Source organism: Mesorhizobium sp. M0140, assembly GCF_040322475.1.
Taxonomy (GTDB): domain Bacteria; phylum Pseudomonadota; class Alphaproteobacteria; order Rhizobiales; family Rhizobiaceae; genus Mesorhizobium.
Genome location: NZ_JAMYTM010000013.1, coordinates 108,656 through 134,923, shown reverse-complemented (window position 1 = coordinate 134,923; position 26,268 = coordinate 108,656). Strand labels below are relative to the sequence as shown.

At 62.5% G+C, this 26,268-nt stretch carries 24 protein-coding genes; 8 read left to right on the top strand and 16 right to left on the bottom strand.

Going from position 1 to position 26,268, the window contains the following annotated elements:
• Nucleotides 1-35: 35 nt before the first annotated feature.
• The gene (locus NKJ37_RS15700) at nucleotides 36-656 is read right to left on the bottom strand and encodes a thermonuclease family protein (RefSeq protein WP_352552225.1); all 621 of its coding nucleotides are present in this window, start codon (nucleotides 654-656) and stop codon (nucleotides 36-38) included.
• Nucleotides 657-731: 75 nt separating this feature from the next.
• On the opposite strand from NKJ37_RS15700, the gene NKJ37_RS15695 reads away from it, so the two are divergent.
• Nucleotides 732-2,252, top strand: coding sequence for a sensor histidine kinase (locus NKJ37_RS15695; protein ID WP_352442420.1), 1,521 nt, complete (start codon nucleotides 732-734; stop codon nucleotides 2,250-2,252).
• A 12-nt stretch (nucleotides 2,253-2,264) separates the two neighbouring features.
• Here NKJ37_RS15695 and NKJ37_RS15690 read toward each other — a convergent pair whose 3' ends face one another.
• Nucleotides 2,265-3,263: a nicotinate-nucleotide--dimethylbenzimidazole phosphoribosyltransferase gene (locus NKJ37_RS15690; RefSeq protein ID WP_352774300.1), complete on the bottom strand. Its 999-nt coding sequence runs from the start codon at nucleotides 3,261-3,263 to the stop codon at nucleotides 2,265-2,267.
• Between the two features lie 197 nt (nucleotides 3,264-3,460).
• On the opposite strand from NKJ37_RS15690, the gene NKJ37_RS15685 reads away from it, so the two are divergent.
• Together NKJ37_RS15685 and NKJ37_RS15680 are read left to right on the top strand one after the other, a co-directional pair.
• On the top strand, nucleotides 3,461-3,694 hold the full coding sequence (locus NKJ37_RS15685; RefSeq protein ID WP_352442418.1) for a DUF1289 domain-containing protein: 234 nt from the start codon (nucleotides 3,461-3,463) through the stop codon (nucleotides 3,692-3,694).
• Nucleotides 3,695-3,701: 7 nt separating this feature from the next.
• Nucleotides 3,702-4,406, top strand: coding sequence for a TIGR02281 family clan AA aspartic protease (locus tag NKJ37_RS15680; RefSeq protein WP_023813938.1), 705 nt, complete (start codon nucleotides 3,702-3,704; stop codon nucleotides 4,404-4,406).
• 10 nt (nucleotides 4,407-4,416) lie between these two features.
• On the opposite strand, the gene dusA is transcribed toward NKJ37_RS15680, so the two are convergent.
• Nucleotides 4,417-5,415 carry a tRNA dihydrouridine(20/20a) synthase DusA gene (gene dusA, locus NKJ37_RS15675; RefSeq protein WP_023813937.1) on the bottom strand — a complete coding sequence of 333 codons (999 nt, stop codon included), beginning with the start codon at nucleotides 5,413-5,415 and terminating at the stop codon, nucleotides 4,417-4,419.
• 242 nt (nucleotides 5,416-5,657) lie between these two features.
• On the bottom strand, nucleotides 5,658-7,640 hold the full coding sequence (locus NKJ37_RS15670) for a BTAD domain-containing putative transcriptional regulator (RefSeq protein ID WP_352612257.1): 1,983 nt from the start codon (nucleotides 7,638-7,640) through the stop codon (nucleotides 5,658-5,660).
• Between the two features lie 151 nt (nucleotides 7,641-7,791).
• On the opposite strand from NKJ37_RS15670, the gene NKJ37_RS15665 reads away from it, so the two are divergent.
• From NKJ37_RS15665 to NKJ37_RS15655, 3 genes are read left to right on the top strand one after another with little or no spacing between them, the layout of a single operon-like run.
• Nucleotides 7,792-8,790, top strand: coding sequence for a DMT family transporter (locus NKJ37_RS15665; protein ID WP_023813935.1), 999 nt, complete (start codon nucleotides 7,792-7,794; stop codon nucleotides 8,788-8,790).
• Nucleotides 8,774-9,604, top strand: a complete 831-nt coding sequence (locus NKJ37_RS15660; RefSeq protein ID WP_245273307.1) for a hypothetical protein — start codon at nucleotides 8,774-8,776, stop codon at nucleotides 9,602-9,604. Before NKJ37_RS15665 ends, NKJ37_RS15660 begins: the two co-directional genes overlap by 17 nt.
• Nucleotides 9,605-9,634: 30 nt before the next feature.
• Entirely contained in the window at nucleotides 9,635-10,450 is an 816-nt protein-coding gene (locus tag NKJ37_RS15655) for a DUF1194 domain-containing protein (protein WP_502900177.1), read from the top strand.
• 107 nt (nucleotides 10,451-10,557) lie between these two features.
• Here the strand turns inward: NKJ37_RS15655 and NKJ37_RS15650 are convergent, their stop codons facing one another.
• The 8 genes from NKJ37_RS15650 to NKJ37_RS15615 form a co-directional block, all read right to left on the bottom strand.
• Nucleotides 10,558-10,860 carry a DUF982 domain-containing protein gene (locus NKJ37_RS15650; RefSeq protein WP_023813931.1) on the bottom strand — a complete coding sequence of 101 codons (303 nt, stop codon included), beginning with the start codon at nucleotides 10,858-10,860 and terminating at the stop codon, nucleotides 10,558-10,560.
• A gap of 138 nt (nucleotides 10,861-10,998) precedes the next feature.
• Complete coding sequence (locus NKJ37_RS15645) at nucleotides 10,999-11,985, bottom strand: ABC transporter ATP-binding protein (RefSeq protein WP_023813930.1); 987 nt, start codon at nucleotides 11,983-11,985, stop codon at nucleotides 10,999-11,001.
• An 8-nt stretch (nucleotides 11,986-11,993) separates the two neighbouring features.
• Nucleotides 11,994-12,953 (bottom strand): ABC transporter ATP-binding protein, encoded by a 960-nt coding sequence (locus tag NKJ37_RS15640; RefSeq protein WP_013531724.1) that lies wholly within the window; start codon nucleotides 12,951-12,953, stop codon nucleotides 11,994-11,996.
• The gene (locus tag NKJ37_RS15635; RefSeq protein WP_023813929.1) at nucleotides 12,950-13,921 is read right to left on the bottom strand and encodes an ABC transporter permease; all 972 of its coding nucleotides are present in this window, start codon (nucleotides 13,919-13,921) and stop codon (nucleotides 12,950-12,952) included. Before NKJ37_RS15635 ends, NKJ37_RS15640 begins: the two co-directional genes overlap by 4 nt.
• On the bottom strand, nucleotides 13,921-14,937 hold the full coding sequence (locus tag NKJ37_RS15630; protein WP_063167981.1) for an ABC transporter permease: 1,017 nt from the start codon (nucleotides 14,935-14,937) through the stop codon (nucleotides 13,921-13,923). The genes NKJ37_RS15635 and NKJ37_RS15630 overlap by 1 nt, the downstream gene beginning before the upstream one ends.
• Nucleotides 14,938-14,976: 39 nt before the next feature.
• Nucleotides 14,977-16,638, bottom strand: coding sequence for an ABC transporter substrate-binding protein (locus NKJ37_RS15625; protein ID WP_352774274.1), 1,662 nt, complete (start codon nucleotides 16,636-16,638; stop codon nucleotides 14,977-14,979).
• Between the two features lie 19 nt (nucleotides 16,639-16,657).
• The gene (locus tag NKJ37_RS15620) at nucleotides 16,658-17,563 is read right to left on the bottom strand and encodes a proline iminopeptidase-family hydrolase (protein WP_352612261.1); all 906 of its coding nucleotides are present in this window, start codon (nucleotides 17,561-17,563) and stop codon (nucleotides 16,658-16,660) included.
• A 54-nt stretch (nucleotides 17,564-17,617) separates the two neighbouring features.
• A complete protein-coding gene (locus NKJ37_RS15615; RefSeq protein ID WP_352774273.1) occupies nucleotides 17,618-19,132 on the bottom strand; it encodes a leucyl aminopeptidase in 1,515 nt (504 codons plus the stop codon).
• 246 nt (nucleotides 19,133-19,378) lie between these two features.
• Here NKJ37_RS15615 and NKJ37_RS15610 point away from each other — a divergent pair, with 246 nt between their 5' ends.
• Both NKJ37_RS15610 and NKJ37_RS15605 read left to right on the top strand, forming a co-directional pair.
• On the top strand, nucleotides 19,379-20,281 hold the full coding sequence (locus NKJ37_RS15610; protein WP_352774271.1) for a LysR family transcriptional regulator: 903 nt from the start codon (nucleotides 19,379-19,381) through the stop codon (nucleotides 20,279-20,281).
• 244 nt (nucleotides 20,282-20,525) lie between these two features.
• On the top strand, nucleotides 20,526-21,983 hold the full coding sequence (locus NKJ37_RS15605) for an NCS1 family nucleobase:cation symporter-1 (RefSeq protein WP_352442409.1): 1,458 nt from the start codon (nucleotides 20,526-20,528) through the stop codon (nucleotides 21,981-21,983).
• Nucleotides 21,984-22,019: 36 nt separating this feature from the next.
• Here the strand turns inward: NKJ37_RS15605 and NKJ37_RS15600 are convergent, their stop codons facing one another.
• From NKJ37_RS15600 to secG, 4 genes are all read right to left on the bottom strand, one after another.
• Nucleotides 22,020-22,556, bottom strand: coding sequence for a DUF1697 domain-containing protein (locus NKJ37_RS15600; protein WP_352442408.1), 537 nt, complete (start codon nucleotides 22,554-22,556; stop codon nucleotides 22,020-22,022).
• 18 nt (nucleotides 22,557-22,574) lie between these two features.
• A complete protein-coding gene (gene pyrG / locus NKJ37_RS15595; RefSeq protein WP_127810447.1) occupies nucleotides 22,575-24,212 on the bottom strand; it encodes a CTP synthase in 1,638 nt (545 codons plus the stop codon).
• 137 nt (nucleotides 24,213-24,349) lie between these two features.
• Nucleotides 24,350-25,468, bottom strand: coding sequence for a L,D-transpeptidase (locus NKJ37_RS15590; protein ID WP_352774268.1), 1,119 nt, complete (start codon nucleotides 25,466-25,468; stop codon nucleotides 24,350-24,352).
• Nucleotides 25,469-25,679: 211 nt separating this feature from the next.
• A complete protein-coding gene (gene secG, locus NKJ37_RS15585) occupies nucleotides 25,680-26,150 on the bottom strand; it encodes a preprotein translocase subunit SecG (RefSeq protein ID WP_128303636.1) in 471 nt (156 codons plus the stop codon).
• Between the last annotated feature and the right edge of the window lie 118 nt (nucleotides 26,151-26,268).

Genomic DNA, 26,268 nt, shown 5'->3' with positions numbered 1-26,268 from the left:
CCTGTTCGTTCTCGGTTCCAGTTCCAGGACGCGTATCACCAGAAGCGAAAAATCTCGCGCACGGCATCGCCGATCGAGGCCAGTGTGCCGTGCTTCTTCTCGACGACTTCCCCGTGATGGCTGTCTCGCCAGTTCTGCGGCTGATCGAACGTTCCCGCCCAGATGCCGGCCTTTCCCGCCCGGGCGACGGCCTCCTCGCTCTCGAAGTCGCCATAGGCAACCGCCCAGCCGGCCTCGACCTGCGCGCGGTTGAGATTCTTGCCGCCGGCGGTGCAGTCGCCGAGCAGCCGGCCATAACGATCACGCTGCCAGCCGGTACAAGAGACGGGCTTGCCGGCGATCAGGCGAACGAGCGACTGACGCGCAAGCGTGCCGCAGGAATAGTCCGCGCCGTTCTTGCGGCAGGTCTGCGTATATTCTGGAGCATCGATGCCGCGCATGCGGATACGCTCGGTGCCAAGCGTGATCGAATCGCCGTCGTTGATGATTGCCACGCCTTGCGTTTTGCGTGTCTCGACCCGGTCGAGGCGGGCCGCCAGCAGGATCAGCAGTCCGAGGATGATGACGGCAAGCCCGTAATCCACCAGCCGGCGCCACAGGCTTCTGGGGCGCGCAACGTATCGCCGGCGCGGTCTTGGCGACCACGGGCGGCTCATATGGCAAACGGTTGGTTAATCATTCGAACGTAGCTTAACACTTGGAAACCGCTGCTCGCATAAATTGAAGTTTTGATGCCCTTGCAACGCTCGAACACAGCGGACAAGTTCATTGTGGACCGCAGGAAACCTCATCGCAACAGCGATGTGGCGCGCGCGGTGCGCAAGACGCGTGACCGTCTTTCGCAGCAGGCCGGCAATCCCGATTTCGATCGCGAACTGTTGAAGCTGCATGCCCGCGCGATGACCAGCGGCGCCATCGCCATCCCGCTTCTTGTCCTGTCGATCGCGGCGGCCGGCCGGCTGGCCGGAATCGGCAACGAGATCGGGCTCTGGGCGCTGTTCGCCCTGACCTGCTACACCATCGTTGCCTTCATGGCGCGGCGCATCGAGCGCACGGAAGCTTCCGACCTCAACCCTTCGCAAGCACGACGGGAATTCCTGATCGGCCATTTCCTTTGCGGTCTCGGCTGGGCATGGTTTGTGTGGCTTGGCTGCAGCGTCTGCGAGGTCGATCCGTTCCACATCGTCAAGGCCGTGGTGCTGTTGTTCGCCATGGCGGCGACCGCGGTGATGACCTCGTCTCTGCGCGGGGCGCTGTTGGCCACCTTTGCCGTTCCCGTGGCGCTCTACGCTTATGCCGGCGCCAAGCTATGGATGCCGGTCGAGGCGATCATGGCCGCGCTGCTGGTCATGTCGCTGCCGTTCTTCGCCTATGTGGCCCGGCATCTCAACCATTCGTCCCTGATGATGTTGTCGTTCCGCTCCGAAAAGGATGCGCTGATCGCCGAACTGGAGACGGCGAAATCGATGTCGGACGAGGCGCGGCGGCGGGCCGAGGACGCCAATCTGGCGAAATCGCGGTTCCTCGCTTCGATGAGCCACGAATTGCGCACGCCGCTCAACGCCATTCTCGGTTTTTCCGAGGTGATGTCGAACGAGGTGCTGGGGCCGATGAGCAATCCCACCTATCGCGACTACGCCCATGACGTGCACGAATCCGGCCAGCATCTGCTCGATCTGATCAACGAGATCCTCGACCTGTCGCGCATCGAGGCCGGCCGCTACCAGCTCAACGAAGAACCGGTGATGCTGCTTGGTATCGTCGAGGACTGCTGTCACATGATGGAGTTGAGGGCGCGCAACAAGGATATCCGGGTCGTCCAGGATTTCGAGCACGAACTGCCGCGCCTTTTCGCTGATGAACGTGCGGTGCGACAGATCACGCTCAACCTTCTGTCGAATGCGATCAAGTTCACCGCCACCGGCGGTGAAATCCGTGTCCGCGTTGGTTGGACGGCGGGCGGCGGACAATACATTTCGATCAAGGACAACGGTCCGGGCATACCGGAAGACGAGATCCCGATCGTGCTTTCCGCCTTCGGCCAGGGCTCGATCGCGATCAAGAGCGCCGAGCAAGGCACCGGGCTTGGCCTGCCGATCGTGCAAGGGCTGCTCGCCATGCATGGCGGCGAGTTCGAGCTTCATTCCAAGCTGCGCGAAGGCACCGAGGCGATCGCCATCTTCCCGCTGAGCCGGGTGATGGAGGAACTGCCCGCGCTGCCGACGGCGGCGGTGGCGGCTCGACGACGGTAATCCGGCAAGACTCTAGCCGCGTACCGCAGCTGCCATGCCCGAACTGGTCAGCGCGGCGGCCTTGACCAGACCCGCGGCAAGGGCGGCCCCTGCCCCTTCGCCATGGCTGATGCCCAGATCAAGCAACGGGCGCAGGCCGAGCCTTTGGGCGGCGCGTGCATGCGCGGTCTCTGGCGACAGGCTGGCCAGAAGGCAATGATCGAGCGCGGCGGGATTGACGCCATGCAGTACCGCTGCGGCTGCCGTGGCGGCCAATCCGTCGAGCAGCAGCGGGATCTTCTGCATGCGCGCGGCAAGGATGGCGCCGGCGATCGCCGCGAATTCACGGCCGCCGACCCGGCGCAGCGCCTCGAGCGGGTCGCCGAGATGGCCGCCATGAAAAGCCAGCGCCGCATCGACCACGTCGGCCTTGCGTGCCTGCATCGCCGCATCGGCGCCCGACCCCGCGCCGACCCAGTCGAAGCCCCTGCCCCCGAACAGCGCCGTAAACAGGGCGGCGGCGACGGTGGAGTTGCCGACGCCGAGATCGCCCAGGCACAAAAGATCGGTCCCGCCGGCGATCGCTTCCATGCCGAAGGCCATGGTGGCGGCACAGCCGCGCTCGTCGAGCGCGGCATCCTCGGTGATGTCGGCGGTCGGGATGTGCAGGGCGAGATCGAAGACCTTCAGTCCGAGGTCGTTGGCGATGCAGATCTGGTTGATCGCGGCACCTCCGGCGGCGCAAAGCTCGACCGCATTGGCGGTCGCCGCCACCGGCCGTGGCGAAATGCCGTGGCGCGTGACGCCGTGATTGCCGGCAAAGACCGCCATCAGCGGTCTTGTCACCGCGGGCGGGGCCCGCCCGCTCCAGGCTGCCAGCCAGGCGGCGATGTCCTCGATACGGCCAAGCGAATTGCCTGGTTTGTCGGCCTTGGCAAACAGCATGCGCACGCGGGTCTCGGCTGCCGTGTCGGCCGTCGGCAGATTGGCCAACAGGTTGCGAAAATCGTCGAAAGGCAGTGCGCTGGTCATCTTGTTGTCGATCATTCCCTGGAGTTGGTGAGCGGCATAGCCGCCTTGCGAGGTTGGCACAACCTCCGGGATGATGGGCCTGCATTTGACGCAAAGCCGGCCCCGAAGGGCGCAATCGCGAGGGCTTGCATTGGCTTTGCCGTTGCACCATGTGGAGGTGGAACAAGGGATTCCGGATGGAAGCCCAAGAGAAAGTCATGACGGTCATCGAATCCCCGTGCATCCTGGTCTGTTCGATCGACATGAAAACCGGCTTCTGTTTCGGTTGCGGCCGCACGCGCGAGGAAATCGGCGCCTGGATCGGGATGACGACGGAAACGCGCCGCAGCGTCATGGCGCAATTGCCGGCCCGGCTGGAAACGGTCGAGCGCCGGCCGCGCCGGGAAACGCGCCGCACCCGCATGACGCGCGAACGCGACGCGCTATCGTGAGGTGCGGATGAGCCGGTTGTTCTGGATCTTGATGGCCGCGATCGGGGTGGGAGCAGTCCTGCTCATGCTCAACGATTCCGCCGGCAGCACGCTCGGCGTCGAGAACAACGATTTCAGCCGACTGATCTGGCTCGGCGCCTTTGGCGCCCTTGTCGGCGCCGGCCTGCTTCGCTCGGGCCGGCCCCTGGGCGCCATGGCCCGCAACCTCGGCGCCTGGGCGGCGATCGCACTCGCGCTGATCGCTGGCTACCAATATCGCTATGAGTTGCAGGATGTCGCCAGCCGGGTGACCGCGGGCCTTGTTCCCGGCAGCCCGCTTGCGCTCGGCGTCGAAGACGGTCACGCCACGGTGACGCTCGACAAGGCCGACAACGGCCATTTCGAAGCGCGCATCCTGGTCAACGGCAACCCGGTCCGGGCCGTGGTGGATACGGGTGCAACCAGCACCGTGCTGACGTCACAGGATGCGCAGGCCGCCGGATTCAATCCGGCCGCGCTCAACTACACCATACCGGTTTCGACCGCTAACGGCATGGCACGCGCCGCGGCCGTGAAAACCGATCAGATTGCGATCGGCGGCATCATGCGCAGGGATATGTCGGTGATGATCGCCGCACCCGGCATGCTCAGCCAGAGCCTGCTCGGCATGAACTTCATCGGTTCATTGTCGGGTTTTGACGTGCGCGGCGACCGCATGATCCTCAGGGATTGATCCCCAAAACTCAAGCCGCTTCGGCTGCTGCTCCACCGAACTCGACGGCCGCGAAAGCCGTCTTCAGCACGTCCGGGCCGGCGCCGGGTTTTGTCGCGTCGGTGGACAGGATCTGCCGGTAGCGGCGCGCACCGGGCAGGCCATGGAACAGTCCGACCATATGGCGGGTGACATGGCCAAGCCGGCCACCCTGCTCGATATGGCGTGCCGCATAGTCCGCCATGGTATCGATCAGCGCGGCAAAATCGAACGGCTCGGACTGGACGCCGTAGAAAGCGGCATCGACGCCGGCCAGAATGCCGGGCGTGTGGTAGGCGGCGCGGCCAAGCATGGCGCCGTCGACGTGACCGAGATGCGCCTGGGCCTCTTCAATCGACTGAATTCCACCATTTATGCCTATGAATTTGTTGTTCTTTTTTGCCTTCAGTCGATAGACTCTGCTGTAATCGAGCGGCGGGATGTCTCGGTTTTCCTTGGGACTCAGCCCTTCCAGCCACGCCTTGCGTGCATGCACCCACAACGCGTCGGCGCCGGCATCGAAAACCCCATCCGCCAGCGCATCGAGGGCTGGTTCCGGGTCCTGCTCGTCGACGCCGATGCGGCATTTGACGGTGACGGGAATTGTCACCGCCGCCTTCATCGCTGCGACGCAGCCGGCGACGAGGTCCGGCACCTTCATCAGGCAGGCGCCGAACGTGCCCGACTGAACGCGGTCCGACGGACAGCCGACATTGAGGTTGATCTCGTCATAGCCAAAAGCCTCGCCGATGCGGGCAGCCTCGGCGAGCTTTTCACGATCAGAGCCGCCGAGCTGCAGCGCGACCGGATGTTCCGTCGCATCGAAGCCGAGCAGCCGCTCGCGCGCGCCGTGAATGACCGCGTCGGCCACCACCATCTCGGTGTAAAGCAGTGCATGGCTCGTCAACTGGCGGTGGAAGAACCGGCAATGCCGGTCCGTCCAGTCCATCATCGGGGCTATGGCTATCCTAAACCTTTGATACTCTTGCATATTTAGTAACTTCAATAGGTTAAATCGTATCGTATGAACTCTATCACGTGCCATGATAGGCCAAGCCGCAAATTCGGCGGATGACTGGCTGGCGCGACGGCGTGCGGCGCGACTAGCTCAATCGCAGGGGTAGCTTATAGGTCGACCTGGCCGGAATTGCCAACGCGTCATCTGCTTTCGATGCCTGGGCGGAGGATGGAACCCTCCAGTTTCGTATGATGGTGTCTGCGCCAAAGATGTGGCTAGGAACTGGGAAGGCCAGCCCTCGACAGCATCTCAAGGAACCGGGAATGGTGATGATCCTTCACATAGCGCGGCACAAAGCCAGGGCAGACATTGCTCAGATTGAGATGCGGAAGTTGTGACAGGCAATGGTGGATGGCTCGGGACGCTTCTTCGTTGTTCCCGGTGGCCGACGCGGTCGCGGCCCAATAAAGGGCACCGCGAACGAAGCCCGGCTTTGTCCTGACCACTTTGCGGGCGGCTTCGAGCGCCCGCTGGTTGTCTCCGCCAGCGAAGAGCGCCACAACCAGGCCGTGGTGGCGCCAGAAGTCGATCACATCGTGCGTTCCGAGCCGGATTGCTTCGTTGGCCTCGCGCACCGCTTCGTCGACCTGCCCGCGCAACGCAAAGAGCATCGAAATATCGCCGTGGCCAGTCGGGTAGCTTGGGTTGAGGCTGATCGCGTGGCGGCATTCGGCGATCGCCTCGTCGATACGACCGCAACTTTCGAGAGCGAACGACAAGATACATCGGGCAATTTCATCGTCCGGTACCGCCCGCACCGCGGCTTCCGCGAGTTCGACCGCACGCTCGATCACCCCACGCTCCCGAGGCAGCGCGCCAAACGCCACGCCCATGGATATTACGATCGAGAGCGTCCGCTTTGCACGGGCGTTGTCGGGACCTATCGAGAAAGCCTTCTCGGCAAGCTCTACCCCCACCAAAAGCGAGTCCCGAGTCATCTCAAAATATTTCATGAGGGCTTCGTTGACCAGCCTGCGCACTTCAGGGGTACCCGGCGGGCTTTTGTCTCGAACCTTCCAGTTGGTCAGTTGAAGTTCGAGGATCACGGCAAGAACAACAGACTGTGCGATCCTGTCCTGGAATTCGAGCGCGTTTTCGGAGTGGCCGTCGAATTTCTGGGCCCAGACGTGGTGGCCGCCGGCGGCGTCGACGAGCTGGATATTCACCCTCAACCCATTGCCGGATCTCTGGACGCTGCCGCTGAGCATATATCGCGCCCGGAGTATCCCTGGCGTCTTGGCTTCTTCGCCCGGGCCGCTCTTCTCGGGCGGAAGCGCGGCGAGCACGACATAGTCGGCCACTTCGGAGAGGGCCGTCGTGATGTCCTGGACAAGTCCCTTGGCGAAAAAGTCGTCGCCTTGCTTTCCGGTCAGATTGACGAAGTCGGCAACGCTGATGGACGGGCGCCCAAGGCGCTGGCTGGCCGGAACACCACTTGTCGACTGCACATTTGAGGCGTCGTCGGCGGCAAGCAACAGAGATTGCCAAAGCGCCCGCGTTTCAGGGCCTGCTTCGACGCCGAACTCCTTCTTCAGCATGCTTCTGCAAGCTTCGTATGTCCTGATTGCCCTGTCGCGTTGGCCACATGCAAGGAGCAATTCCATCTTGAGCCGATAGGATTCTTCCCGTGTCGGTTCCATGGCCAAAATACGATCGGCTAGGATCAGCCCTGCATCGGGGTCGACGAGACGGGCCAGCTTTTCGAAGGACTCAAGCGCACGGCTAAGCAGCCTGTCGCGTTCCGATGTGATCCAGTCATCGAACGCATTGCTTCCCAGATAAAGCCCGTCGAGGAAGGGCCCGGTGTAGTTCGCCAAGGCCTTCGCGAGGTCCTGAGCGGAACGGGCCGAGAGACCCGTTTCGAACTTCTCCACGTCGATTTGAAAGGCCTCTGGCCTCAGGGCGATCAGCTCACCGCTGGAATGGATGAGATCCACCCCTTCTCGCGCCAGATCCTGGCGCAGGACACTGAGGGCTTGCCGAAGGCTGTTGCGCGAATGTTCGCCGTCACTGTCGCCCCATAGGAGGTCAGCCAGCCTCTCCCGCGTCGCCGCCATGCCCGGACACCGGGCCAGATAGGCGATGATTGCCGGCCCTCGTTTCCCGGTCAGCCGAAGCGGACCGGCCGTTTCATTTTCAATCCGGAAACCGCCGAAGAGTGAGATTCTATTTGCAGCGCCCCTGTCCTCACTTTGCATTTGCTATCCCAGCCTGACGAAATCCTAACTCAAAACTAACGCTTCGCAACAGTCGGCCTTCGCGCTCAAGCGCTGCCGTAACGGCAGGCTGTTTAGGCTTTGCTAAATTAAAGTGACCAAGTCAACGAAAGGCTTGGTTCGAGGGGGACGCGTGTCCAGGACAAGAGCCAATTTGCTGCTGCTATTCGCAGCCGCTTTGTGGGGCTTCGGCAATGTCTCGCAAAAGATGGTGCTTGTGCATCTCGACGCGCTGAGTGCGGTGGGTCTGCGCTGCCTGATCGGCGGGCTGCTTGTGCTGCCCTTTGTCTTGATGGAGAGGCGGCTTTCGCTCGGGCCGGACTATTTTTCCAGCTTGGCCAAGGTGGGCGCGCTGTTTGCCATCTCCATCACGCTCCAGCAGCTTTGCTATATCAGTGCCTCCGTCACCAATGCCAGCTTCCTGGTCAGCACGGCAACGGTAATGACACCGCTAGCCGCCTGGTTTCTCGCAGGCGAGCGTCCGACAGCGAGTCTCACGGTCGCCGCCGGGCTGACCGTTGTTGGCGCACTGCTGTTGTCGGATGGGATTGCCGGGTTCAGCAGTGGCGATCTCACCGCTGTCCTCTCGGCTGCCTGCTATGCGCTCTGGGCAGTCGAGCTGGGCCGGCACATGCAGGTGCATGCGCGGCCGTTCACCGCAGCCGCGACACAGTTCTTCGGCGCCGCAGCCTTCGCCCTGCCGCTCGGCGCAATGCAAGGCAATCTGTCGTTGGCCGCCGCATTCGCAGCCGGCCCGGAACTGGCGATCCTCGGCGTGTTCTCCACTGCGATTGCCTTCGGCATACAGACGGTTGCCCTCCGCTTTACGCCGGCCAGCCACGCCGCCGTGATCGTCAGCGCAGAAAGCGTTTTCGGGGCGCTGGGCGCGGCGATCTTTCTCGGCGAGCGGAGCTCGTCCGCGAGCGCATTGGGTGCCGCCATCATTCTGGGTGCGATCCTGTCCGTGGCACTGTCGAACCGAGCGCCGCAGGCACGCACGTCCTTGCGAACCGCTTCGGTTCAACCCTCCGACGGGGCCCCTGCCTTTGCAGCTGCCGCCGCAAATTGGGCAGGCGATCGTCACCCCAACAATTCAGGTCCAGTGGAGGAATGTGATGACCCTTGCCGGTGATGCGAAACCTATTCCGGCCCCGGCTGCCGCCCGACACGGGGCCAGTGGCGTCGATCAGCCAGGCGGCGGTGGCCTTGCCGATGGCGGCAGGACTTGTCGTGGGGGCGCAGTGATGGACGCGCGGACGATCCTTCTTCCTATCGCACATTTGGTTTCGGCGCTTCGCGCCCGCATGAAGGGACCGGGCGGCTATTACAACAGCGGTAACGCGCTCGGCCTCATTGTCGGTCTCGCGATCCAGATTGCTACCGCGCCGGTCGGCTTGCATGAGGGAAGCAGCGTCACCATGGCGGTGATCGAATATTTCGCCGGCAGCCATGGCACTGTTGCGCTGACCTTGACCACCCTGGTCTTCTTCTGGGGCGGCGAGGCCTATCACCGGGCCTGGGCAAGGCCGGATGCTCCCGATCCCACCCTCAACCGTCTGGGCGACTTCCTGTCGGGTCTGGGTGCGATCGGACTCGGTATTGCCCTGTTGCTGCTCGGCGATCCATTGCTTGCGGCGACCTCTGGCCTGCTCCATGCCCTGGGCAAATTCGGCAGCACCTTCCACAGGCCCGGCACGCCAATTCCGATGTGGCCGGCCGCTTGGCCCGATCCGTTCCGCAGTGCGGTGCTCGCCAGCCGGTTGCCGGCAATGCTGGCGACGACCGTCGCCCTCGGCCGAGCTCTGCCGGAGGTCTGGTCGGGCGGGTCCTTCGCGGCACTCGCCATGCCACTGACCTTGCTCGGCTGTTATCTTTTGTGGACCAAGGCCGATCTGCTGCTGTTCGGGGTGGGTGCCAAGGCGCCCCGCCAAATTTCCACATGTTGAGCTCGCTTTTTGAAACGACCGGATGTCGAGATGGAGAATGACATGTTTGGCAGTGTATATCATCAGGACGCCGGCCCCCTATCCTTTCGTGAACGGGTACGGACGAAAGGTTGGGGCATTCTGACGCCGGTCAGTTCAATCTCGAGAGTGACAGGAATAGTCGCAGCTTCGATGTTTTGGGCGATCTCTGCCCATGCCGCGAACGTTGACGTCGCTATCGTGTTCGCGGTCGATTTCTCGTCGTCAATCGATCCAAAGATCGCCGATATGCAACGCGAGGGACATGCCGCGGCACTCACCTCGCCAGAGATCATCGCCGCCATCAGCCGGAATTACGTTGGCTGCATCGGCATTGCCTACTTTGAATGGTCGAGCCCCGGACACGCGCGCATCGTGCTGCCGTGGACAAGCATCTGCGGACTGGAAGATGCCAAAGCGGCGGCTGCGGTGATCAGCAGGAAAGGCGATACCGGCTTCATCCGCAGAGGGCGAGGCGGAACATCCGTTTCCTCGGCTATCGACATCGGCAGTCTCCTGCTCGACCAGTTTCCGGGAAAGGCAGCCAAGAAAGTCATCGATATCTCCTCCAACGGCGAGAACAACGACGGGCTTCCCGTCCAACCGAGCAGGTCGAACGCCATAGCCAAGGGATATACGATCAATGCCATCGCCATCCCGACGGAGGATGAGAGTCCCGACGAACCTCTGGCATCCTATTTTGCAGAATCGGTCATTGGCGGTTCCCAGGCCTTCGTCATGACGCCGAAGGGGCCAGACGACTACACGATGGCGCTTCGCCGCAAGCTCGTGACTGAAGTAAGCATGATCGACGACCGTCCGCTGTGAAGTGTGCCATACAGGACGAACTTTCGACGCGCCATCCGAGCGCATTGCACAACGAGAGCCCGGCCCGCTGCAGCGCGGGACCTTGTGGGGACCGTCAGGACAACAGCCTATCGCCGCAACGCGTGTATGCTTGCCTTGCTTTCGCCGGGCACCGGCAACGCCATGTCGTCATCGAGAAGACGCGTGATGCGGGCAAAGCCGGTGAACGCTTTCCTTGCTTCCTCGGCCGACATCTGGCCCGACAAGGCGGCCGAGCAACAATTCAGCGCGCACTGATAAACCGGACCGCGCCGTCCCGTCGGCCATTTCCGCAAGAACATCATGGCTTCGGCAACACTATCGATTTCTTCCAAAGGGTGTCCCTGCCCGCGCGAAATCCGCACGGGCGAAAAGAAATGCAATTGATCCATCGTTTCCTCCCGGTCGACCGCAATGCGCTCGATCGAACCCCACCAAACGCGCCAATAGCCGGTTGGTTCCAGGCAAAAATGGAATTTTTTAGAAATCTGTCAGGCGAAGGCGATCACCCGTGCGGTGGTGAGTGTCGCCTACATCGTGGGGAAGTGGCAGGCGACTTTGCGACCGGGCCGGTATTCCCGTAACTGCGGCCGCTCCGAACGGCAGCGCTCCGCCGCGATCGGGCATCGGGGATGGAAACGGCAGCCGGTTGGAGGGTTCAGCGGGCTCGGTACGTCGCCGGTGAGGATGATGCGCTTGCGCGTCCCACCGGGCGTCGTCTCCACGACGGGAACCGCCGAGATCAGCGCCTGGCTATAGGGATGGGCTGGTGCTGCAAACACTTCTTCCGCCGGCCCTTCTTCGACGATCGAGCCGAGATACATGACCGCGATGCGGGTTGAAACCTGACGTACCACAGACAGGTCGTGGGCGATGAAGATGTAAGTGAGGTTGAGCTTCTCCTGCAGATCGGCGAGCAGGTTGACGATTTGCGCCTGCACCGACACGTCGAGCGCAGAGACGGGTTCGTCCAGGACCACAAGGTCCGGATTCAATGCAATAGCCCGCGCGATGCCGACGCGCTGGCGTTGTCCGCCGGAAAATTCGTGCGGAAACCGCATGACGTGATCCGGCAGCAAGCCGACAAGGTCGAACAGTTCCGCCACGCGTTTGGTGATCTCGCTCGACGAGAGCCTGCCATGGATGCGCAGCGGCTCGGCCACCAGGTCGCCGACGCGCCGGCGCGGATTGAGCGATGCCGACGGATCCTGGAAAACCATTTGCAGGCGCCGCCGCAGCGGCCTGAGTTCAGACAGCGACTTCGAGGTGATGTCGTTGCCTTCGAACAGAAGCTCGCCGTCCGATATGTCGTAGAGCCTCACCAGACAGCGCGCCAGCGTGGACTTGCCGCATCCGGATTCGCCGACCAGCCCAACCGTCTCGCCGCGCCACACGGTCAGGGAAACATTGTCGACCGCATGGACGGTTCGCTTGCCCTCGGCAGAAAAGCGGCTGCCGATGGAAAAGCGCCTGCCCAGCGAACGCGTCTCGAGGATTGGGCGGTTCTTGTCGATCATCGGTCCGCTCATGCCTGTGCCACCCTGAAGCATGCCGCGGCATGGGTGCCGCTCCCGAGATCGGGCTTGCCGGCCTCGCAGGGTTCGTAGTGAACTGGACACCGCGGACCGAACGCACAGCCCTGCGGCAGTCGCAGCAATGATGGCGGCGAACCGGGAATGGCCGGCAGGCGCCGTGGTTTTTCGCCGGTCAGCGGCGGGATCGAACCCAGCAGCGCGCGCGTATAGGGGTGTCGCGGATCGGAAAACAGCTCCGCGCGACTGCCGCGCTCCACCACGCGGCCGGCATACATGACCATGACCCGGTCGGCGAGTTCGGAGACCACGCCCATGTCATGCGTGATGAAGACGACCGCCGACTTGTGCGTCGCGCGCAGCTTGCGCACCAGATCGAGAATACCGGCCTGTACGGTGACGTCGAGCGCCGTGGTCGGTTCGTCAGCCACCAGCAGCGCCGGATTGCAGGACAAAGCCATTGCGATCACCGCCCGTTGACGCATGCCTCCGGACAGTTGGTGCGGGTAGCGCGACATCGCCTCGTGCGGGTTCGGAAAATTCACCTCGGCCAGCAGTTCCTCGACGCGCTCCATCGCCTTGGACTTGCTGATGTTGCGATGCGCGCGGATCTGTTCGGCGATCTGCCAGCCGATCGTGTAGACAGGCGTCAATGCGGTCATCGGATCCTGGAAGATCATCGCGATCTCGTTGCCGCGCAGCCGCCTGAGTTCGCGTGCGGGCAGTCCCACGAGTTCGCGGCCCTTGTAGCGGATCGACCCTTCGATGGTGGCGTTGGGATCGGTGATGAGACCCATGACGGCCAGCAGCGACACGGTCTTGCCGGAACCGGACTCACCGACGACACCGAGGATCTCGCTCTCCTCGAGGTCGAAGGAAACGCCATCGATGGCCCGCACCAGGCCATCATTTGTGCGGAAGGAAACTCTGAGGTCGCGCACCGACAGTATCATGATGTCCTCAGGCGCGGATCGAGAAGGATGTAGACGAAATCTACGACCGCATTGGCGATAACCACGAACATGGACGCATACATCACCGTCGCCATGATCATCGGCAGATCGAGATTCTGCAGAGCGTCATAAGTGAGCTTGCCGATGCCGTGCAGCCCGAACACCACCTCTGTCAGCAAGGCCGAGCCTCCCACCAGCGCGCCGAAATCCAGGCCGAACAGAGTGACGAAGGCGATGAGCGACGTGCGCAAGGCATGGCGCAGCAGGATGCGGGTTTCCGACAGCCCCTTGGCCCGGGCCGTGCGGATATAGTCTTCCTGCAGCGATTCGATGATTGCCGCGCGCAGCACGCGCCCGTAAATGCCGATATAGAGAATGGACAGTGTGATCCAGGGAATGACCAGGGTCAGAAACCAGCCCTTCGGATCGTCGGAGAAATTCTTGTAGCCGAGCGGTGGCACCCAGGAGAACGCCCAGCTGTCGTGGTAGCGGCTCTGGGTGATCAGGTTCATCACTTCGCCCAGCCAGTACACCGGCATCGAAATACCGAGCAGCCCCAGCGCCATCAGCAGCTTGTCCAGCCAGCTGCCGCGCGTGGCGGCGGCGGCGATGCCGATGATGATGGAGACGACCACCCACAGGATCGCCGCTCCGAACACCAGCGAGAGTGTGACCGGGATGGAATCCATGACCGCCGGCACCACCTTCCAGCCACGATTGACGAAGGAGGTCAGGTCGCCGGTGACGAAGATCTTCTCCATCATCGTCACATATTGCACGTAGAGCGGCCGGTCGAAGCCGAAGCTGTGGCGTACCGCCTCCAGCACTTCGGGCGATGCATTGCGGCCGGCGATGCGCGCCGCCGGGTCGGCGCCCGGCGTTGCGAAGAAAATCAGGAAGACGATGACCGAGATGCCGAACATCACGAACAGCATCTGGCCGAAACGGCGCAGGATGGCGTAGATCATCAGTCGCGCCCCAGCCGAACCTTGGAGCGCGGATCGAGCGCGTCGCGCAGGCCGTCGCCGAAGACATTGAGCGCCATGACGGAAACCGCGATCGCCAGCCCCGGCACCAGCGCCACCAATGGCCTGGTGTAAAGCAGCGCCTGTCCGTCCTGGATGATGGTGCCCCAGCTCGCGGCCGGCGGCTGCACGCCGATCGAAAGGAAGGAAAGCGCCGATTCCGTAAGCATGTTCAGCGCCATCATCAGCGGCACGAAGACGATGAGCGTGGTGGTAACGTTGGGCAGGATGTCGCGCCACAGGATGCGCCATCCCGGCACGCCCAGATTGATCGCGGCCAGCACGAACTCGCTTTTACGCAGTGCCAGAACCTGCCCGCGGATTGGGCGGGCCACATAGGGCACGTAGACGATGCCGATGATGATGACAGGCAGCCACAGACTGCCGGACTCGATCTGGATCGGTCCGATCGTGATGCCATGCGCGATGGTGACGATGGAGAGCGAAATCGCCAGCAGATAGATCGGGAACGCCCACAGTATGTCGAGGAACCGCGATAGCACCGTGTCGGTGACGCCGCCGAAATAGCCGGCGATCAATCCCGCCGCCGTGCCCAGGATCAGGGTGAAGATGGTGGCTGCTCCGGAGATCAGCAACGAGCTCAGCCCGCCATAGAGCATCCTGGCCATGACATCGCGCCCCTGGCTGTCGGCGCCGAGGAAATAATTGCCCAGCCGCCAGGTCGGGCCGAGCGGTGTGTAGCCAAGCCCGAGCCCTTCCGTCGATTGTTCCATCACTGGAACGTCGGCACCGTCGATCTGGATGACGGCGTCGAGCGTCGAGGCGAAGGGGTCCACGCCTGCCCATTTTGCATAAAGAGGCGCACTGAGGCAGGCAAGCACGATGAGGAGGAACACGGCCAGCGACGCCATGGCAGCCCTGTCCCTTGCCAGCTTCGCAAACGCGACGGCCCAGGGCCCTCGCGTCTTGCGCGGCGCGGCGACAGCTACGTTCGACACGGACGTGCCCCTCCGCGGTTCGTTACTGCACCCAGGCCATTACTGTACCCAGGATTGGGTGATCATCCAGTTGAACTGCCGGTTGAACTTGAAATTGCCGAGACGTTTGCTGACAAAGTCAAGCCGCTTCGGCGTGAAGAGGCCAACGGCGGGTGCCTTGTCGGTGACTTGCCTGTCGATTTCAGCCCACATTTTCTCGGCGGCTTTCTGGTCGGTGACGCCGAGGTCCAATGCTTTTTGCATCTTGGCGTCGATTTCCTTGTCGCAGAAGCCGGCGATGTTGATCGAGGCGTCCGAGCCTTCACGGAAGGAGGCGCAGCTGAACAGGATGTTCAGGAAATCCGAGGCCGCAGGATAGTCCTTGTACCACTGGGTGACGGACATCTGCACCTTGTTGTTGGTGTTCTGGATGTAGGTAAACTGGATGTTCGACGAGATCGGCTTGACGTCGGCGACATAGCCGATGCTGGTCAGCACGCTCTGCAGATAGACGCCGATGGACCGCGAAATGGCGGTGTCCTCGACGATGATCGTCACCTTCTGGCCCTTGGTGCCGGAGTCCTCGACGAGCTGCTTTGCCTTGTCGAGGTCTCCGGCCGACCATTTGGCGCCCGGATTCTTGGTGAAGGGGCAATAGTCTTCATGGCCGGGGAAGTCCGGCGGCAGGACCTGGCAGACCGGCGAGGCCAACACCTTGCCACCGAACAGCTTGACCAGCGTGTTGCGGTCGATCGCATAGGCAACGGCCTGGCGCGCTTTTTCATTGTCGAAGGGCGCGAGACGGTTGTTCAGCGGCGCGTACCACCACGCCGAAAGCGGCGAGATGTGCAACTGGTCCATGGATTTGCTGCCGAGTTCGCCGAGGCGGTCGCTCGGCAGAGCGTCGAACATCCAGTCCGCTTCGCCGTTCTGGATCGCGGTGACGGCTGCCTCTTCGGACAGGCCGAAATCATATTGGACGACATCCGGATAGCCGTCCGGCTGGGCTTCTTCGCTCCACTGCTTGAAATTGGGGTTGCGGGAAACCGTCATGCCCTTATTGGGGTCGAAGGCGGAGATCATGTACGCGCCGGTGCTGGGAATGGGCTTGGAACCCATGTCTTCGGCGGGCGTGTCCGCCGGCAGGACCACGGCATGCGGCAAGGCAAGCTTGTAGAGCAGCTCGGCATCCGGCTTGGTGATGTTGATGGTGATGGTGCCGGCCGCTTCGTCGCCGACAACGCCGCCTTCCAGCGTGCAGCTCTTGGTGTCGGCCAGGCATTTGTCCGCGCCGACGATGCCAGCATAGAACGTGCCGGAGGTGGGTCCGGAAACCTTGAAGATGCGCTGGAAGGAAGCGACGACGTCCTTCACGCCAAGATCCTGGCCGCTGGAGAACTTGATGCCCTTGCGCAGCTTGAAGGTGAAGGTCTTACCGTCATTGCTGACCTGCGGCAGGGCCTCGGCCAGATCGGGAACGATGGTGAAGCCGTCCATGCCCTCGGCCTTGCGGAAGGCCACCAGGCCGTCATAGATCGGCTGGTACATCTGCCAGCCCTGGTCCGTGTAATTGATGTGCGGATCGAGCGTTCCGGCCGCGGAGCGGGCCAGCAGGCGGATGGTGCCGCCTCGGTGCTCCTTGAGATATTCGGCCTGTGCCGGGGCCAGCCATGTACCGGCCAGCAATGCCGCGGCTGTTGCCGCCAGAAGCAGTTTCTTCATGTCTTCATTCCCCTTTTTTTCAGTTATCGTTGTGGTCCAGGAAGTCTCCCACCACCCGCATGCACGCATCTTGCTCTTCGACATGCGGCATGTGGCTGGAATGCTCGAATATCTCCCAGCGAGACCCCTTGATGCCGTCCTTGTAGGGCTGCACGGTCGCGGGCGTGGCCTCGTCGTGACGTCCGGAGATGATCAGTGTGGGAACATCGATGGCCGGCAGGCGCTCGACGATGCTCCAGTTCTTCAGCGTTCCGATGACATGGAACTCGTTCGGCCCATTCATCAGATTATAGACGGTCGGATTGCGCACGACCTGGGCGAAACTTTCCGTGACTTCGGGCGGGAAAGGCACGACCCGGCAGACATGCCGCTCGTAGAACACCATCGTCGCCGCCTGGTACGCCGCATCGTCCGTCGTGCCGGCCTGCTCGTGCCGGGTCAGAGTCTCCTGCACATCGGCGGGCAGATCCGCACGCAACCGGTTGGCCTCTTCGACCCACAGTTTCATGGACGCCGGTGAGTTGGCAATGGTCAGCGATTTCAGACCCTTCGGCCGCGTCACGGCATATTCGGCGCCCAGCATGCCGCCCCAGCTCTGGCCGAGCACGTGGAAGCCCGCCCGAATGCCGAGATGGTCGACCAGGTTTTCAAGCTCGTCGATGAACAGCCCAGGTGTCCAGAAATCGGCGCCCTTCTCAGGCAGTAAGGTGGAATTGCCGCAGCCCAACTGGTCATAATGAATGATGGCGCGATCCCTGCGCGCAAGAAGCTTGTAGGCATCGACATAATTGTGGGCGACGCCCGGGCCGCCATGCAGGATCACCACCGGCGCCTTTTCGCCACCGAGTTCGCCACTGACCCGATACCAGGTCTCGTGGGCCCCGAAAGCGGCCCGTCCTTCCATGCCGATGATCTCAGATGACATCCCAGTTCCCAGTGCGGTTGAAGGCATCTTGTATTTGTCCGTGACTGCGGGCGCCTAACTCATGTTTCGGCTGACCTGCACCCACTCTTCCAGCATCTGCACGCCAAATGCCGTGGCGCCTTGCCTGCCCAGAGGCCGATCGGTGTCGGTCAGTTCCTTGCTGGCGATGTCGAGATGCACCCAGGGGCGGTCTTCAGTGAAGTGACGCAGGAAGGCCGCCGCATAGGGAGCGTCGCCGTCTTCCATGTCCTTGGCATGATGCCGCAGGTCCGCGAACGGCGATTGCAGACCCTCATCATAGGCCCGGTCGAGCGGCAGCCGCCAGAACCGTTCGCCGACCGCTTCTCCGGCCGCGATCATCTGTGACGCGATGGCATCGTCGGTGCTGAACAGGCCGGCGAATATCGACCCCAGGCCACGCGTCACCGAATAGGTCAGCGTCGCCAGATCGACGATCACCGAAGGGTTGAAGCGCGTGGCTGCATAGTGGAGGCAGTCGGCCAGAAGCAGGCGTCCTTCCGCATCCGTGTCGAACACTTCCACGGTCTGTCCGGACGCCGTCGTGATGATGTCGCGCGGTTTGAGCGCGGTGCCGGATGGCATGTTCTCGGCGATGCCGAGAACACCGACAACATGTACCGGGCTGCCTTGCCGGGCGAGCGCGATCAGCAGGCCGACCACAGCGGCCGCTCCGCCCATGTCGGCTTTCATGTCGAACATTTGCGCTCCGCCCTTGATGCAGAGGCCTCCCGAATCGAAGCAGACGCCCTTGCCGACGAAAGCGAGTGGTTGAGCGGGCGCACCCTTGCCCCGGTAACGCAGGACAGCGACCCGGGGCGGGCGCGCCGAGCCCGATCCAACAGCAAGAAGCGCGTTCATGCCGAGCTCCTTCAGTTGCGCGGCATCGAGCATTTCGATGTCGATGCCGGCTTCACGCAGCGGCTCCAGATGATCGTGGAAATTGTCGGGATGGAGATGGTTCGGCGGCAGGTTGACCAGGGTGCGTGCATATTCCACGCCGTCGGCGATGGCATTGATCCGCGCCAGCGCCGCGGTCAGATCCGGGCCGCCGGCCCCGACCAATTTCACCCGCAAGGTTCGATCCGCTCCTGCTCCTTGCCGCCGGTTGCGCATGTCGAAACGATAGCGGCGTAGCCGCATGCCGAGCGCGACACGCGCCAGGATTTCGGCTCCGGGCAGGTCAACGCCGGCGATGGGGTCCAGGACCAGCGTGGCCGCGCATTCTCCCTTGCCCTCCAGATGCGCGGCAAGCAGACCGCCGGCGCGTGCCAACGACAGGGCGGTTACCGTTTCAGCTTTGCCCAAGGCCAGGACGACCACGCGCTTGGTCGATACGGCCTGAGGAGCAATAAGATCGATGCAGGTGCCGGATTCGGCCAAGGCGGCCGGGTCGGAGCAGGCGCGAGAGAGAATCCCGCTCATCTCGGCATCCATGGCGACTGCCCGCGGGCCAAAGCCCGTGTGGGCAGTTTGCAAAATCACGACGACAGAGGCTTCGGCGGAAATCTCGTGCGCGGTCTCGAAAACCGGCGCTGGCGATTGAGGCATAGGCTGGCGCTCTCTCCAATTGCGGCAACACCAGCCGGTAGCGAGCAACGCTTCGCTCGCCCCGGTGGAGACTGGTCAAGCCGGTCTCCGCCGTTCGTGGTATAATGCCGGTCCCCAAACAGTCGCTTTCTTGAGACGACTTAATTGCTCTTGTCTTCTGGGTATCCCCTAACGGGGCAGGCGATCAAACGCGAATTCTGCCCATGTCGATTGACAAAAACTCAACTGACAATTCATGATCGGCCAATGGCCCTTCCCTCACTCAATGGCATGCGCGCTTTCGAGGCCGCCGCTCGCCTCGGCAGCGTAAAGGACGCGGCGGAAGAACTGCATCTGACACCCTCGGCTGTCAGCCGCCACATCCGCGCGCTTGAACGAAATCTTGGCCAGGACCTGTTCGAACGCGGTTTTCGCCAGATAACGCCAACCATCAGGGGCTCCTACTATGCGCGCAGCCTCTCGGAGGCGTTCGAAGCCATCTGGCGCGCCACCGATGACGTCAGCCTGTCCGAGGGGTCGCGCCACGGCAAGATCCAACGGGTCCGGGTCTTGTGCGTGCCCACCGTTCTGAACCTTTGGCTGGCGGACCGGTTGCCGAACTTTCGCCGATTGCATCCGTCGGTGGATCTGGAGATCTCCACTTCAGGCAAGCGCGCCAACTTCGATTTGGCCATTATCGACGAGTTCGTCTACAAGGCCGGCCCGGCTTTGACGCTGCTGATCCCGCTGCTTTTGACCCCCGTCTGTGCGCCTTCGCTTTTGGAGGGGCCTGTGCCGCTGCGATCGCCGGCCGATCTGGTCAATCATCATCTGATCCATGAATGCGAAACCATGAGATGGAAGCGTTGGCTGGAGCAGGAAGGCGTTCTGGAAACGACGCCAAAATCCAGCACGACACTGGATGATTGCACCCTGATCATGCGCGAAGCGATCAATGGCGCCGGAATAGCGCTTGCGGACACGATCATGGCGCAAGATTTTCTACAGCAAGGCAAACTGGTCGCGCCGTTCCATGTCCGTCACACCTATCCGGCCGGCATTTACCTGCATCAGCGTCGCAGCATCGGCAACAAACCAGGCACCGGCCTGTTTCAGGATTGGCTGCTCGCCGAAGTCGCGGACCACAAGCAGGTGATGGCCATCGCTTAGATGGCCCCCTACCGAAGGTGTCGGCAGCCACCGCTTCAGATTGAAATCCTGGTGTCGAACTTCGAATCATCCGTGCCGGGTTCAGCGATGACCCACCATCGCCTTGCATCGATAATCGCAGTTCTCATTGAATATCTTTAAGGCCAAAGCCGGCAAATAGGTTGCTTGTCGGTTCCCCTGCGGCAGGCTTAACCTGCACGCGGCCAACGCGTGAGGGCGCGTGCTGCAAAAGGGGAACATTGCCATGACGATACAGGGTGCTTCACCTGATCTGTACAACGAGGATCTGGCTCCGGCCAAAGTGCGAAACTGGGGACCATTCTCGATCTTCAACGTCTGGACATCGGACGTCCACAGCCTTTGGGGCTACTATCTTGCCGCCAGTCTGTTCCTGTTTTGCGGCGGCTTCGTCAATTTCATCATCGCCATAGGCATCGGATCGCTGATCATCTATGTGCTGATGAACATGGTCGGCTATGCCGGCGTGAAGACGGGCGTGCCCTACCCCGTGCTTGCCCGCGCCTCTTTCGGCATCTGGGGCGCCAACATACCGGCACTGGTGCGCGCCATCGTCGCCTGCTTCTGGTACGGCGCGCAGACGGCCGCCGCCTCGGGCGCGATCGTGGCGCTGCTGATCCGCACGCAGTGGTTCGCCGATTTCAACGCCAGCACGCATTTCCTCGGCCATACCGGCCTGGAGGTGATCTGCTTCGTGGTCATCTGGGGGCTGCAACTGCTGATCATCCAGAACGGCATGGAAACGGTGCGCCGCTTCCAGGACTGGGCCGGCCCCGCAGTGTGGGTGATGATGCTGATCCTGGCGATCTATCTCTGCGTCAAATCCGGGAGATTTGCCTTCACCAGCGACATCCCGATGGACGTGTTGCTGGACAAGACGAAGGACGCGGGCGTGCCCGGCACGCCCGGCTCGTGGACTTCGCTGTTTGCGGTGGCAGCAATCTGGGTCACCTATTTCTCGGCGCTCTATCTCAACTTCTGCGATTTCGCCCGTTACGCGCCGGACAAGGCATCGCTGCGCAAGGGCAACATCTGGGGCCTGCCGATCAACCTCATCCTGTTCTCGCTGGTCGCCGGCGTCACCACCATTGCCGCCTTTGACGTCTATGGCGAGGTGCTGCTGCATCCCGACCAGATCTCGGCGAAATTCGACAGCTGGTTCCTGGCGGCGCTCGCAGCCCTGACCTTTGCGGTTGCGACCCTGGGCATCAACGTGGTCGCCAATTTCGTCTCGCCGGCCTTCGACTTCTCCAACGTCTTCCCCAGGCAGATCGACTTCAAGAAGGGCGGCTATATCGCGGCCGTCATTGCCCTGCTGCTCTATCCCTTCGCGCCATGGGAAGGCAGTGCCGCTTCCTTCGTCAACATCATCGGCGCGACGATGGGGCCGATCTTCGGGGTGATGATGGTCGACTACTACCTGATCCGGAAGGGTGAGATCGACGTTGAGGCGCTTTACCGCGAAGACGGCGAGTTCCGTTTCCAGGGCGGCTGGCACGTCAATGCATTCATCGCCGCCGGCATCGGCGCCATCTTCTCGTCGATCCTGCCCAACTTCACCAACTGGCTGCCGTCCTGGTGGGGCGTCTATGGCTGGTTCTTCGGCGTGGCGATCGCCGGCATCATCTACTACGTGCTACGCACCGCCGCTTTAGGCGCCGGCGCCAGGACCGCGAAAGCCTGACGGGCGTCATTCGGGGCGGCGCAAAGCCGCCCCGAACTACCCGAGCATCTCGGCCAATCTGCGCACTGTGTTCCAGTTGCGCGACGTGCCCGTGCCCATGCGCTTGTGATTCATTGCCGCGAGCAGCCGCGAGCTTGTCCTCTCGCGTGAAAATACGACCCAGATGTCGCCGCCGACCGAAGTCACTTTTTCATCCTCGCCGGCATAGGCTTGGAGCCCCTTCACGGCCTCCACGGGCGCAGGCTTGCGCATCACCCGTACGGCCACCTGATCGCCTGCTTTAGCCGAATCGGCCGGGAACGGATTGCCGGCGGCAAGCTTCAGCCAGTCCTGGGCACCGCGCACGAGGATATCGACATGGCGGCCGAAGGTTTTTTCAAAGGCTGCCTCCAACCACCGTTCGAGGTCGGCGATATCAGTTGCCGGTGCCTCGAAGACCAGATTGCCCGTCGACACCAGCGTGCGCGGGTTGTTCAGCCCGAGCTCTTCGGCCATAGCCTTGAGGTCGGCCATGACGACCCGGCGGCCCTCGCCCAGGATGATGCTGTAAAGCAGCGCGACATAGGTCTGCATTGCCGCCCGACCTGATCGCTACACCAACCGGCTCTGCTCCACCGCCGCCTCGATGAAACTGGCGAACAGCGGATGCGGGTCGAGCGGCCGGCTTTTCAGTTCCGGATGATATTGCACGCCGATGAACCAGGGGTGGTCTGGATACTCGACCGTCTCCGGCAGCACGCCGTCGGGCGACATGCCGGCAAACACCAGGCCGCAATCTTCGAGCCGCTCCTTGTAGTCGACATTGACCTCGTAGCGGTGGCGATGGCGCTCGAAAATCTGTGTGTCGCCGTAAATCTCGGCGATCTTGGAGCCCTTGGCGAGTTCGGCTTGATAGGCGCCGAGCCGCATCGTGCCGCCGAGATCGCCGGTTTCGCGGCGCTTCTCCAGCATGTTGCCTTTCAGCCATTCGGTCATCAGGCCGACGACCGGTTCCTCGGTCGGACCAAACTCGGTCGAAGACGCATGCTCGACGCCGGCCAGCGACCGCGCGGCCTCGATGCAAGCCATCTGCATGCCGAAGCAGATGCCGAAATACGGCACCTTGCGCTCGCGCGCGAACTTCGCCGCCAGGATCTTGCCTTCGGCACCGCGCTCGCCAAAGCCGCCGGGAACCAGGATGCCATGCACCTTTTCCAGCCATGGCGTCGGATCCTCCTTTTCGAAGATCTCCGATTCGATCCAGTCGAGCTTGACCTTGACGTGGTTGGCCAGGCCGCCATGCGAGAGCGCCTCGATCAGCGATTTGTAGGCATCCTTGAGGCCGGTATATTTGCCGACCACGGCGATGGTCACTTCGCCTTCCGGGTTGTGGATGCGGTTGGACACCGCCTGCCAGGGCTCCATGCGCGGCTTCGGCGCCGGATCGATGCCGAAGGCGGCCAGCACTTCCGAGTCGAGCCCTTCCCTATGGTATGCCATCGGCACATCGTAGATATGCGGCACGTCGAGCGCCTGGATCACGGCACTTTCGCGCACATTGCAAAACAGCGACAGTTTTCTGCGCTCTTCCTTGGGAATGGCGCGGTCGGCACGGACCAGCAGGATGTCGGGCGCGATGCCGATGCCGCGCAGTTCCTTGACCGAATGCTGGGTCGGCTTGGTCTTCAGCTCGCCGGCCGTCGGGATGTAGGGCATCAGCGTCAGATGCACGTAGACGGCGTTGTTGCGCGGCAGGTCGTTGCCGAGCTGGCGTATCGCTTCCAGGAACGGCATCGCCTCGATGTCGCCGACCGTGCCGCCGATCTCGCAAAGCACGAAATCATAGTCGTCATTGCCGTTGAGGACGAAATTCTTGATCTCGTCGGTGACGTGCGGAATGACCTGCACGGTTGCGCCGAGATAATCGCCGCGCCGCTCACGCTCGATGATGTTCTTGTAGATGCGGCCGGTGGTGATGTTGTCCTGCTGATTGGCGGAGCGGCCGGTGAAGCGCTCGTAATGGCCAAGATCGAGATCGGTTTCCGCGCCATCATCAGTGACGAAAACCTCGCCATGCTGGTACGGCGACATCGTGCCCGGATCGACATTGAGGTAGGGGTCGAGTTTTTTGATGCGTGCGCGATAGCCTCGCGCCTGCAGGAGAGCCCCAAGGGCCGCTGCGGCTATGCCTTTTCCAAGTGAGGAAACCACGCCGCCTGTGATGAATACATATCGCGCCATGGGAGTCATCGCTTAACGCGGCCGGATTGATTCCGCCAGAGAAAAAACCACCGCGAAGGTTTTTTCCCAAGAAGGCGCTCGGATCGTGAACAGGGCAAAACAAAAGGGCCGGCTGAGCCGGCCCTTTCGGCAGGATGACGAAAACGTCAGATGATAACGACCTTGGTGCCAACCCTGACGCGGCTGTAGAGGTCCATGACGTGCTCGTTGATCATGCGGAAGCAGCCATTCGAGGCGCTGGTTCCGATCGACTGCGGCGCGATTGTGCCGTGGATACGCAGATGCGTGTCCTTCTTGCCGTCATAGAGGTAGATGGCGCGGGCGCCGAGCGGGTTCTGGCCACCGCCGGGCATGCCGTCCTTGTACTGGCCATAATGCTTCGGCTCACGCTTCTGCATGTCCAGCGTCGGGATCCAGCGCGGCCATTCCTGCTTGTCGCCGACCGCAACCGTACCCTTGTACTGCAGACCCTCGCGGCCGACCGCAATGGCGTAGCGGCGGGCGGTGGAGGACGATTCGACGAGGTAGAGGCGCCGCGCACTGGTGTCGATGACGATGGTTCCCGCATCGTAACCGCTGAATTCCACGTCCTGCGGCACGAATTCCGGCTTCACCTTGAACTGCTTCTTGGCTTCCCTCTTGGCGAGCACCTGGTCGAGAGCCCGTGTCTCAGGGAGATAGCTTATCGAAGACCCGGACGAGGTCCCGCCGAAGAGACCGGCGAACAGACCACCGTTGCTCGGCTGCTTCTGGCCGATGACCTCGCTGCGCAGCTCGCCATTGTTGCCGGTCAAGGCGACGTTCATCGCCTCTGCCGGAAGCGGCTCTGCCGATTGGATCGGCGCGATCGGTTCGATGATCTTGGCAACCTGCTTCTTGGCCGGCTTGGCATCGGCCACCTCGGTTGCCGGCGCGCTCTTGCCCTTCTTGGCAAGGAACGCCTGCCGTTCAGCGTCGGCCTTGGCCTTGGCCGCCTCGCGCATCGCCAGTTTCCTGGCTTCGAGCGCCTTGGCTTTGGCGGCCTCCTTGTCGGCAACGATCTTGGCCTCGATCTTCTTGATCTGGGCGAGGTCGTCGGGCGTCGGGTTTTTCTTCTTCTTGAGAAGCTTCAATTGCGACGCGTCACTTTTGACGGCGACGTTGATGGCGGAGGTTGTTTCAACCGAAGGCTGTGCGGCCATATTGGCTGGAACGCCAGCGAAAGCGGGGGAACTGATGCCGATTGCGGCACAAAGTCCCAGGAAAATGAAGCTGCGAAGCTGCATGGCGAAGATCCGATCGTTCTATGCTTGTTGCCCACGGCGTCGCCCAGCGCCCCCCAAGGGCGCCGGAAGTGCCGCGCGCAATCTATAGTCGAATAAGCGCGGGGGCCTCAAGCGTGAGGTCGTACCTCACCCAGTCGAATCTTTGTGATCTCGCTGCATTTGCCGCGACTGTGTTCAAACGAGCACAGATCGCGGCTTCAGCCGCCGAAGACTACTGGTTTGGAACCTGCGGGGCCGCCGGCGCGGCGGGAGCGGCGCCATTGGTTGCCGGCGGCGTCGAACCGGCGGCAGGCGCCGTGGCCGGCGCGGTCGCCGGAGCCGCGGCATCGTTGCCTGACGGCGGCGTCGGCGTGGTGGTGCCTGCGGGCGCCGGGGTGGTCGTGCCGGGTAACTGGTTGAGCACGCCTTTGCCTGCACCGTCCGATGTCGCCGGCACGCGGTCGAGGATGTCGATCGGCTTCTCGCCGTAGCGGGCGACGATCGACAGGGTCAAGGAGGTGGCGAAGAAGGCGGCCGCCAGGATCGCCGTCGCACGCGTCAGCGCATTGGCAGCGCCACGCGCGGTCATGAAGCCGGAGCCGCCACCGATGCCGAGGCCGCCGCCTTCGGAGCGCTGCAGCAGCACCACGCCGACAAGGGCGAGCACAACCATGAGATGGATGACGATCAGTACGGTTTCCATAGTTTATCCTGGCAAGGCCTTGCCCGGCCGCGGACACGACCGGTGAATTGGAGGCGGCTCAATACAATGCTTTGACGGCATTTCCAAGCCCGTGGCCGGAATATGGGAAGCAACCCGT

Excerpts from the sequence above, each read along its gene's own strand:
- NKJ37_RS15625 (WP_352774274.1), bottom strand. The coding sequence starts at position 16,638 with ATGAAGAAACTGCTTCTGGCGGCAACAGCCGCGGCATTGCTGGCCGGT.
- NKJ37_RS15660 (WP_245273307.1), top strand. The coding sequence starts at position 8,774 with ATGACCCTTGCCGGTGATGCGAAACCTATTCCGGCCCCGGCTGCCGCC.
- NKJ37_RS15600 (WP_352442408.1), bottom strand. The coding sequence starts at position 22,556 with ATGCAGACCTATGTCGCGCTGCTTTACAGCATCATCCTGGGCGAGGGC.
- NKJ37_RS15610 (WP_352774271.1), top strand. The coding sequence starts at position 19,379 with ATGGCCCTTCCCTCACTCAATGGCATGCGCGCTTTCGAGGCCGCCGCT.
- NKJ37_RS15670 (WP_352612257.1), bottom strand. The coding sequence starts at position 7,640 with ATGCAAAGTGAGGACAGGGGCGCTGCAAATAGAATCTCACTCTTCGGC.
- NKJ37_RS15615 (WP_352774273.1), bottom strand. The coding sequence starts at position 19,132 with ATGCCTCAATCGCCAGCGCCGGTTTTCGAGACCGCGCACGAGATTTCC.
- dusA (WP_023813937.1), bottom strand. The coding sequence starts at position 5,415 with ATGCAAGAGTATCAAAGGTTTAGGATAGCCATAGCCCCGATGATGGAC.
- secG (WP_128303636.1), bottom strand. The coding sequence starts at position 26,150 with ATGGAAACCGTACTGATCGTCATCCATCTCATGGTTGTGCTCGCCCTT.
- NKJ37_RS15700 (WP_352552225.1), bottom strand. The coding sequence starts at position 656 with ATGAGCCGCCCGTGGTCGCCAAGACCGCGCCGGCGATACGTTGCGCGC.
- NKJ37_RS15685 (WP_352442418.1), top strand. The coding sequence starts at position 3,461 with ATGACGGTCATCGAATCCCCGTGCATCCTGGTCTGTTCGATCGACATG.
- NKJ37_RS15635 (WP_023813929.1), bottom strand. The coding sequence starts at position 13,921 with ATGATCTACGCCATCCTGCGCCGTTTCGGCCAGATGCTGTTCGTGATG.
- pyrG (WP_127810447.1), bottom strand. The coding sequence starts at position 24,212 with ATGACTCCCATGGCGCGATATGTATTCATCACAGGCGGCGTGGTTTCC.
- NKJ37_RS15695 (WP_352442420.1), top strand. The coding sequence starts at position 732 with ATGCCCTTGCAACGCTCGAACACAGCGGACAAGTTCATTGTGGACCGC.
- NKJ37_RS15645 (WP_023813930.1), bottom strand. The coding sequence starts at position 11,985 with ATGATCGACAAGAACCGCCCAATCCTCGAGACGCGTTCGCTGGGCAGG.
- NKJ37_RS15620 (WP_352612261.1), bottom strand. The coding sequence starts at position 17,563 with ATGTCATCTGAGATCATCGGCATGGAAGGACGGGCCGCTTTCGGGGCC.
- NKJ37_RS15590 (WP_352774268.1), bottom strand. The coding sequence starts at position 25,468 with ATGCAGCTTCGCAGCTTCATTTTCCTGGGACTTTGTGCCGCAATCGGC.
- NKJ37_RS15655 (WP_502900177.1), top strand. The coding sequence starts at position 9,635 with ATGGAGAATGACATGTTTGGCAGTGTATATCATCAGGACGCCGGCCCC.
- NKJ37_RS15640 (WP_013531724.1), bottom strand. The coding sequence starts at position 12,953 with ATGATACTGTCGGTGCGCGACCTCAGAGTTTCCTTCCGCACAAATGAT.
- NKJ37_RS15690 (WP_352774300.1), bottom strand. The coding sequence starts at position 3,263 with ATGACCAGCGCACTGCCTTTCGACGATTTTCGCAACCTGTTGGCCAAT.
- NKJ37_RS15605 (WP_352442409.1), top strand. The coding sequence starts at position 20,526 with ATGACGATACAGGGTGCTTCACCTGATCTGTACAACGAGGATCTGGCT.
- NKJ37_RS15680 (WP_023813938.1), top strand. The coding sequence starts at position 3,702 with ATGAGCCGGTTGTTCTGGATCTTGATGGCCGCGATCGGGGTGGGAGCA.
- NKJ37_RS15650 (WP_023813931.1), bottom strand. The coding sequence starts at position 10,860 with ATGGATCAATTGCATTTCTTTTCGCCCGTGCGGATTTCGCGCGGGCAG.